The 8,320-nt window shown below is 60.3% G+C and carries 3 protein-coding genes and 1 pseudogene; 3 read left to right on the top strand and 1 reads right to left on the bottom strand.

Going from position 1 to position 8,320, the window contains the following annotated elements; all coding sequences use genetic code 11:
* Positions 1-424 precede the first annotated feature (424 nt).
* The 3 genes from HJB91_RS19740 (at position 425) to HJB91_RS19750 (ending at position 7,536) form a co-directional block, all read left to right on the top strand.
* Positions 425-6,373 carry an AAA family ATPase gene (locus tag HJB91_RS19740; protein WP_221155760.1) on the top strand — a complete coding sequence of 1,983 codons (5,949 nt, stop codon included), beginning with the start codon at positions 425-427 and terminating at the stop codon, positions 6,371-6,373.
* Between the two features lie 50 nt (positions 6,374-6,423).
* Entirely contained in the window at positions 6,424-7,050 is a 627-nt protein-coding gene (locus HJB91_RS19745; protein ID WP_221155761.1) for a response regulator transcription factor, read from the top strand.
* 270 nt (positions 7,051-7,320) lie between these two features.
* On the top strand, positions 7,321-7,536 hold the full coding sequence (locus HJB91_RS19750; protein WP_221155762.1) for a hypothetical protein: 216 nt from the start codon (positions 7,321-7,323) through the stop codon (positions 7,534-7,536).
* Here HJB91_RS19750 and HJB91_RS19755 read toward each other — a convergent pair.
* Positions 7,499-7,930 (bottom strand): annotated as a pseudogene (locus HJB91_RS19755) (ISNCY family transposase); the annotation flags it as partial. The gene HJB91_RS19750 and the pseudogene HJB91_RS19755 overlap by 38 nt on opposite strands.
* Positions 7,931-8,320: the final 390 nt, after the last annotated feature.

Raw genomic sequence — 8,320 nt, forward strand, 5'->3', positions numbered from 1 at the left:
TGATACATCCGGCATAATGGGTCTCGTTTAGGAAATCGGGCGAAAGGGCTAAACAAATATACTTCGGCATAATAGCGGGGGCGCTCCAGGCAGAGTTAATGTTGCAACGGCCCTAAAGCAAAACGCCCTCCCATCACGGGCCGACTTGCCGCGCCGGCGTTTTGCTTGACCGCAAGACCTTCACCCCTGCCGGCGCGGCGCCTCTTATAGCATGAAACCGCATTGCCGCAGCTTTGCTCTTCGCGGACCTGCCTTAACAACATGCACTGGAACCTGAGTCGGGAAGATCAGCAGAGATGCGCCCCCCTCAATAATCCGAAGCATAGGCTCGTTGACATGAGAGGAAAGTCGGTGAAGCTTGATTGGGTCTCCGATGCCTGCACCTCCGATCGTATGCGGGCAGCATCGAAGCGAGCGGTGTGCAATGGACGACACGGTCAAAGATGCGCAGAAGACCAGGAAAAACATGTTCGGACGGAAGCGCGCTCTCGCTTCCGTCGGCCAGCAGACTTCGACTGACCTTCGGCACTACGAGCCACAATCATCCTGGAGTGACGGCGATCGCATATTTGCGCGAGAGCTGATCCGGAGCGGCAACGGCGCATCAAAAGCCGTTCTGAGGGTGCAGCTTGCAGCCGAACATCCCAGCCGAACCAGCCTCGACAGACTGGCCCACGAATATCGCCTGAAAGACGAACTCGACCGGGAGTGGGCAGCCAAACCGCTGGATTTCACAACGGAAAACGGTCGTGTCGTGCTCGTCCTCGAAGATTGCGGCGGCGTGCCCCTCCCGCAGTTGATGGGACGGCACAGCCATGGCATGGCCGCCGAACTCACCGTCTTTTTGCGTCTTGCCAAGGGCATTGCGGCGGCAGTCGGCAAGGCTCACGGATGCGGCCTCGTTCACAGGGACATCAAGCCGGCGAATATATTGGCGGACGAGACGGAAGGGCGGGTCCGTCTCACGGGCTTCGGAGTGGCGTCGCATCTTTCTCGTGAGCGCCAGGCCGCCGAGCCCCCTGAGGTCATTGCTGGCAGCCTCGCATACATGGCGCCCGAACAGACCGGGCGCATGAACCGGTCGGTGGACTCGCGTAGTGACCTCTACGCCGTCGGCATCACGCTCTACGAAATGATCACCGGCCAGTTGCCGTTCACCGCTTCGGAGCCGATGGAATGGGTGCACTGCCATGTTGCCAAGCGACCGGTGCCGCCGTCCGAGCGTGTCAGAGAGCTACCAGGCGTTATCTCGGCAATCGTGATGAAGCTGCTCGCCAAGAACGCAGAGGAACGCTACCAGACGGCCGCAGGGCTAGAGGCGGATCTGCGACGTGCCCTCGTCCAGAGCGAGAAGCATGGGCGGATTGCAGAATTTCCGCTCGGGACACGCGATGTGCCGGACAGACTGGTGATTCCCGAGCGGCCCTACGGTCGCGAACGCGAAATCGCCGCCCTAACCTCCGCATTCGACCGGGTCGTCGCAGGCGCCGGGCCGACGCTGGTGCTGGTTTCGGGTCATGCCGGCGTGGGCAAATCCATGGTCGTGAATGAGCTCCACCGCGCGCTCGTGCCGCTGCGTGGGCTGTTTGCCTCCGGCAAATTCGACCAGAACCAGCGCCACATTCCTTATGCGAGCGTAGCGCAGGCCCTGCAAGGCCTCGTCCGAGTGCTGCTGGGCAAGAGTGAAGCGGAACTCGCGCCCTGGCGCGCTGCTTTAACCAAAGTACTGGGCGCGAGCGGTCGGCTGCTGGCACCGCTTATTCCGGAACTTGAATCTCTCATCGGCCGGCTTCCGGCGGTTGCGGATCTGCCGCCTCAGGACGCCAAACGCCGCTTCCAATTGAACATTAGGCGCCTACTGCGCGTGTTTGCCACAGCAGAACATCCGCTCACGCTGTTTTTAGACGATCTCCAATGGTTGGACGCAGCAACGCTCGATCTGCTTGAAGATTTGTGCACCCAGCAGGACATGCGTCACCTGCTGCTCATCGGCGCCTATCGCGACAACGAAGTATCGTCCACCCATCCGCTGATCCGCCGGCTGGCAGCGATCCGGGAGGCCGGTGCCCAGGTGCATGAAATCGTGCTGACACCCCTTAGGCTGGAAGATCTGACCCGGATGCTGGCCGACGCTCTTCATTGCGGAAGCAGCCGTGTCCAGCCGCTTGCTCGACTAGTGCACAAGAAGAGCGGAGGCAATCCCTTCTTCGCGCTCCAGTTCCTGAGCACCCTGCCGGACGAAGGCCTGCTGGAATTCAATCGCGAACAGACGCACTGGGATTGGGATCTCGATCGCATAAGAGCCAAAGGCTATACCGATAACGTCGCGGATCTGATGCTAAGCAAGCTGCGGCGCCTGCCCGATATCACGCAGGCTGCCCTGAACATGCTGGCGTGTCTCGGCAATCACGCGGCGGTTGATACCCTGGCTTTGATCAGGAGCGAAAATCACGACGCGGTTCATGCAGCCTTTTGGGCCGCGGCGCGGGCCGGACTCGTGCTGCTTGAAGAGGGGTCATCATACCGCTTCCTGCACGATCGTGTGCAGGAGGCCGCCTATGGGCTGATCCCTGAAGACGAGCGGGCGGCAGCGCATCTTTCCATTGGCCGCCTCCTGCTGATGCATACGCCGCCGCAGGCACTCGAGGAGAATATTTTCGAGATTGTCGGCCAACTCAACTGCGGCGGCGCGCTCATCGCGCCCGGCGAAGAGCGCGAGCGTCTCGCGGACCTGAACCTGCTTGCCACTCGCCGCGCCAAGGCGTCGGCTGCATACGAATCGGCGCTGGCCTATGCCGGCACGGGTGCGGCTTACCTGCCGGACGATGCCTGGGAGCGCCGATACGAACTCGCTTTCGCCCTCGAACTCCACAGGGCCGAATGCGAATTCTTGACTGGGGCACCGGCGGAGGCGCAGGCCCGCCTTGCAGAATTAGCAAGCCGAGCCGCCAGCCTCGCCGATCTGGCCCGCGTCACGCGCCTGCGCGTCGACCTTTTCATGAGCCTGGGTCGGAGCGATCAGGCCATCATATTCGGCCTCGACTACCTGCACCGGGTCGGCATTTCGTGGTCGTCCCACCCGACCAGGAGCCAGGTGCGCCAGGAATACGCGCGGCTTTGGCGACAACTGGGGGGCCGCCCTATCGAAGCGCTGCTTGAATCGCCCCCAATGGCGGACCCTGTCGCGCTCGCGACCATGGACGTTCTGACTTCACTTGTTACTCCGGCCCTGTTTACCAACGAGAATCTGCGCTGCCTCATTATCGGGCGAATGGGCAACCTCAGCCTCAAGCACGGCAACAGCGACACATCGCCTTATGCCTTCACTGCCGTGGGCACGGTGCTCGGGCCGTATTTTGGCAATTATGAAGCCGGTTTTCGGTTCGGCCTGCTGGGACTGGACCTGACGGAACAGCCTGGAATGGAACGCCTGAAGGCACGGGTCTACCTCGCCTTCGGCAACCTTGCGAAATCGTCATCGCGTCATGTCCGCACCGGCCGTGCGCTTGCGCAGCGCGTATTAGAAACGGCACAGCAGGTCGGCGATCTCACCTATGCCGTCTTAAGCCGAAATAATCTTGTGACTTATCTTCTGGCCGCCGGCGAGCCCCTCTCGCAGGTTCAGCGCGATGCGGAAGCCGGCCTGGACTTCGCGCGTCAGGCCGGCTTTGGAGTCGCCGTCGGTTTCATCAGCGGGCAGCTGCAACTCATCCGAACGCTTCGCGGGCTGACGCCAATCTTCGGATGCTTCAACGATGAAGGGTTCGACGAGCAGCAATTCGAACTTAAGACCGACGGCAAGCCGGGCAGTTGCTTGTACTGGATCCGCAAGCTGGAGGCTTGTGTATTTGCCGGGGATACCCTCACAGCACTTTCGGCAGCGGCGAAAGCAGAAAGCCTCCTCTGGATGACTCCTGCTATTTTCGAGCGGGCGGAATATCACTTCTACACCGGCCTTTCATTGGCCTCTGCTTTGCAAGGATCGACTACTGAAACAGCTCTTTATCGCAAGGCCATGCGCGCTCACCGCCGCCAGCTCGACACTTGGGCCGCACACTGCCCGGAGAATTTCGCAAGCCGCGCAAAATTGCTTGGCGCAGAGATCGCCCGCCTGGGAGGCCGCGAGTTGCATGCCGAGCGCCTCTATGAACAGGCGATCCAGTTGGCGCATGCGCACGCGCTCCCACACGATGAAGCGATTGCGTATGAGCGCGCTTCCGCCTTTTACCGGGCGCGCGGCTTCGATCAGATTGCTCGCCTCTATCTTCAAAACGCCCGTCGCTGTTATCTCAGTTGGGGAGCCGACGGCAAGGTGCGGCAGCTCGAAGAAGCCTATCCCCAGCTGCGGGATGGACAATCGGCACCGGCTGCAACAAGCACGATCGAAGCGCCGATCGAGCATCTCGACCTCGCTACCGTTATCAAGGTGTCGCAAGCCGTCTCCAGCGAAATCGTCGTCGAGAAGCTGATCGATACGGTCCTGCGAATGGCCGTCGAGCAGGCCGGAGCCGAACGTGGCCTTCTGATCCTGTCGCGTGGCGGCGAACCGCGGATTGCCGCTGAGGCGACGATCCGCGGCGAAGCGGTCCTCATAGAGTTGCGTAATGAGGCCATCGCCGGCGTGATGCCGGAGTCAGTTCTCAATTACGTCCTGCGTATGCGGGAAATCGTCAGCCTCGACGATGCCTCGGCTGAAAAGGCCTTTGCGGGCGATCCCTATATTCGCTATCGCGCGGCCAGATCCATTCTCTGTTTGCCGCTGATCAATCACGCCAAGCTGATCGGTGCGCTTTATCTGGAAAACACTCTGGCGGGCCGTGTCTTCGCGCCAGGGCGCATTCCGGTGTTGAAGCTGATCGCCTCGCAAGCCGCCAGCACGCTCGAAATAACCGGACTTTACCGAGACCTGGCAGAACGTGAAGCGCGAATAGGCCGGCTTGTCGAAGCGAACATCATCGGAATTTTTATCCGGGATATCGAAGGTCGGATTATCGAGGCCAACGAGGCGTTCCTGCAAATGGTGGGCTACAGCCGTGACGAACTCTTGGCCGGTCAGATCATCGATAAAGAGCTGACGCCGCCGGAATGGCGCGAGCGTGACGCCGAAGCCGAGGCCGAGCTGAGAGTGACCGGCAGCGCCCGCCCCTTTGAAAAGGAGTATCAGCGAAAGGATGGCGGTCACGTACCCGTGATGATCGGTGAGGCAAGTTTCGAGGGGGCCGGGAGCCAGGCCGTGGCCTTCGTGCTCGACCTGTCCGAGAGCAAGCGAGCAGAGGAGAGGCTTCGAGCAAGCGAAACTCGTTTTCGGACCTTCGTCGACCATGCCACCGATGCCTTTTTCCTCCATACGGATGATCTGATCGTCATAGACGTCAACCGCCAAGCCTGTGAAAGCCTCGGTTACACCCGGGAGGAATTGATTGGCATGCACCCGCGCGACTTTGACGGAGCTATCGACGAAAAGGCTCTTGCGACATTGGTGGATCGCGTCGACGCAGGACAGCCAATGACTTTCGAAACGCTCCACCGGCGCAAGAACGGAACAACGTTTCCGGTCGAGGTTCGCGTCGGCAAATTCCGACAGGAAGAGCAATGGTTTCGTCTTTCGCTGGCGCGTGACATCACCGACCGCAGGCAAGCCGAGGATGCTATTCAGCTTGCGCGAGCAGAACTTGCCCATGTAAGCAGGCTCACCACCATGGGAGAACTTGTAGCCTCCATCGCCCACGAGGTCAGACAGCCGCTCACCGGGCTGGTCAGCAGCGGCAATGCCTGCCTTCGCTATCTCGACGCTGATCCTCGTGACATCGTCTCCGCCCGTCGCGCCATCGAGCGCATGATCAGCGACGCTTTTCGCGCATCCGAGGTCATCGACCGGATTCGGGCAATGGCGAAGAAATCACCCGAACGCCGGGACCGGCTGAACATCAACGATATCGTGTCCGAGACGATTGCGCTGGTGTCCACGGACCTCGAACGCAGTGCGGTGTCGCTTCGTACAAACCTTACCGACGGCTTGCCCCCGATCGTGGGGGACCAAGTGCAGATCCAGCAGGTGATCCTGAACCTTATCATGAACGCCAACGACGCGATGGCGGCGATGCCAAAAGGAGCGCGCGAACTCATCGTGAGCACTGAAAAGGCAGCACCCAATACCGTTTTAGTGGCAGTCCGCGATAGCGGCCCTATCCTCGACCTGGCGAAGATCGGCGATATATTCGAGGCGTTCTACAGTACCAAACCCAAGGGTATGGGCATGGGCCTGACGATCAGTCGTTCGATCATAGAGGCTCACAAAGGCCAACTCTGGGCCACGCCAAACGCGCCCCACGGTGCCATTTTTCAGTTTACATTACCAGCCGAGGAGAAATAATGATCCATGTCCGGGGCGGCGCCTGACCGGCGCGAAACTTGGGGACATGGATGAAGGAGATTGTCTACATCATTGATGATGATGCATCTGTCCGCGAAGGCCTCGGCGATCTCCTGCGCTCAGTTGGACTTGAGGTACTGACATTCGCTTCCAGCCAGGAGTTTTTGGACAGCAAGCGCCCTGACGTTCCGGGCTGTATCATTCTCGATGTAAGGCTGCCGGGGCGGAGCGGCCTGGAATTTCAGAGCATGCTCACTTCGCTTGGAATTGAGCTTCCGGTCATTTTTATCAGTGCCCACAGCGACATTCCGATCTCTGTGCGGGCGATGAAAGCCGGCGCCATCGAATTCCTGACGAAGCCGCTGCGCGAGCAGGAATTGCTCGATGCTGCCTATGCCGGGATCGAGCGCGACTGCGCTCGGAGGCAGGAAGTCGCGCTCATTGCCGAGCTGCGGTCCCGCTATGATTCCTTGACGCCGCGCGAGCGCGAGATCATGAACCTGGTGGTCGCGGGCAGCGTCAACAAGCAAATCGCTGCTCAAGTGGGCTTGAGCGAGGTAACCGTCAAGGTTCATCGCGGCCATGTGATGCGGAAGATGCAGGCGAGATCTCTCGTTGACCTGGTCCGGATGGCGGACAGCCTCGGATTGACGACGAAGCCGGCGTGGGTCAGGTAGGCTCACATATCTAGACCAAAGTATCGGGCGCCTGCCACGGGTGGATAGTCGGGGCTTCAATTCGGCTGGTCGCTTATCTCATTCGGCAATACGTTCCGAAGGCCGTCGGCTCTATCCTCTTACCAGCTGAAAACATGCAGAGACAAGACGGACGTTATCGCGTCTCGGTGCAAGAATCTGCGTCGGGTCCGCGCGTCCCTACCATTGGACGGACGCTCATCGATGTTGACGCAACGCGAGTAACCGAAAGATCGAGGAAAGGTGTCATCCATGCAAAACCAGAGATACGCCCTGCAGAAGAACCTCAACATCTACTGGACGGTAATCGATACGGTTTCAGACCGGAAAGCTCTCGTCGACGGCTTCGTTATGGACATGCTTACCGCCGATGAGGGCGAAGAATTGGTCAACATGCTGAACCGTGCAGAATCCCATGCTATCCTTGCGCCTGCCCACCGGGAGCACCGCGATCGAAGACGACAGTAACTGTTCGATCGCCATCGTATGGCGCACCGGCCGTCATCGTCGGTCGCTCGAGCGTGCAGTCCCGGCGAAAGGCGCTCCAAGAGCACGAACCGCAACACTGCATCAACTTGCCTGTCGCATCATCGACAAACACCAACAGCGAGCACGGATCTCGACGATCTGAAACCAGCGGTGCTCGGCCCCGTCGATCTGCACCGGCTCGCCACAGGCTTCGCGCCGTAATCGTGGCTGATGAAACGTCCGCCGTGGCTTGCGCGACAGCCATAATCTCCGACATCCAGCCGCGCAACGTCTCGCGCGACACACGCAATCTGTCGCGCTCGGCGAGCTTCTCGGCCGCCAGCGTCGGGCCGAAGCCCGCATGACGTTCACGAACCAGCGTCAGCGCATAGTCTCAAAGCTAAAGCCGATGGTGCCACGAACCCGTCCCGATCTGATCTTGCAACCCGGACCAGCGCTCAGATCGGGGCTGGTCGGCGTGCCGTGGGGCAGCCGCGAGTGACATTCTTACTTTGCAGAAACAGGACACTTTAACTTTGCGGCTACAGGTGATGTCAAAGCTGATTAGAGATGCGGCGCCGCTGGCCAGTTAGAAATGCGACGCTCTGGCTGTCCTGGCCCTGCCGGTCAGCCCCCGATCCGACCGGCTGGGCCGGATTGCAGGGAGGAGCGGGGGCGGGTAGGACGCACCCCTTCGGCTTTAGCTTTGAGACTATGTCCCTCACCATTCATTCCGCAGCCTCCATCCGCGCCAGCGCCTTCTGTCGTTTGGCAATCACCTCCG

Source organism: Rhizobium sp. NLR10b, from assembly GCF_019685435.1.
Lineage (GTDB): Bacteria > Pseudomonadota > Alphaproteobacteria > Rhizobiales > Rhizobiaceae > Rhizobium.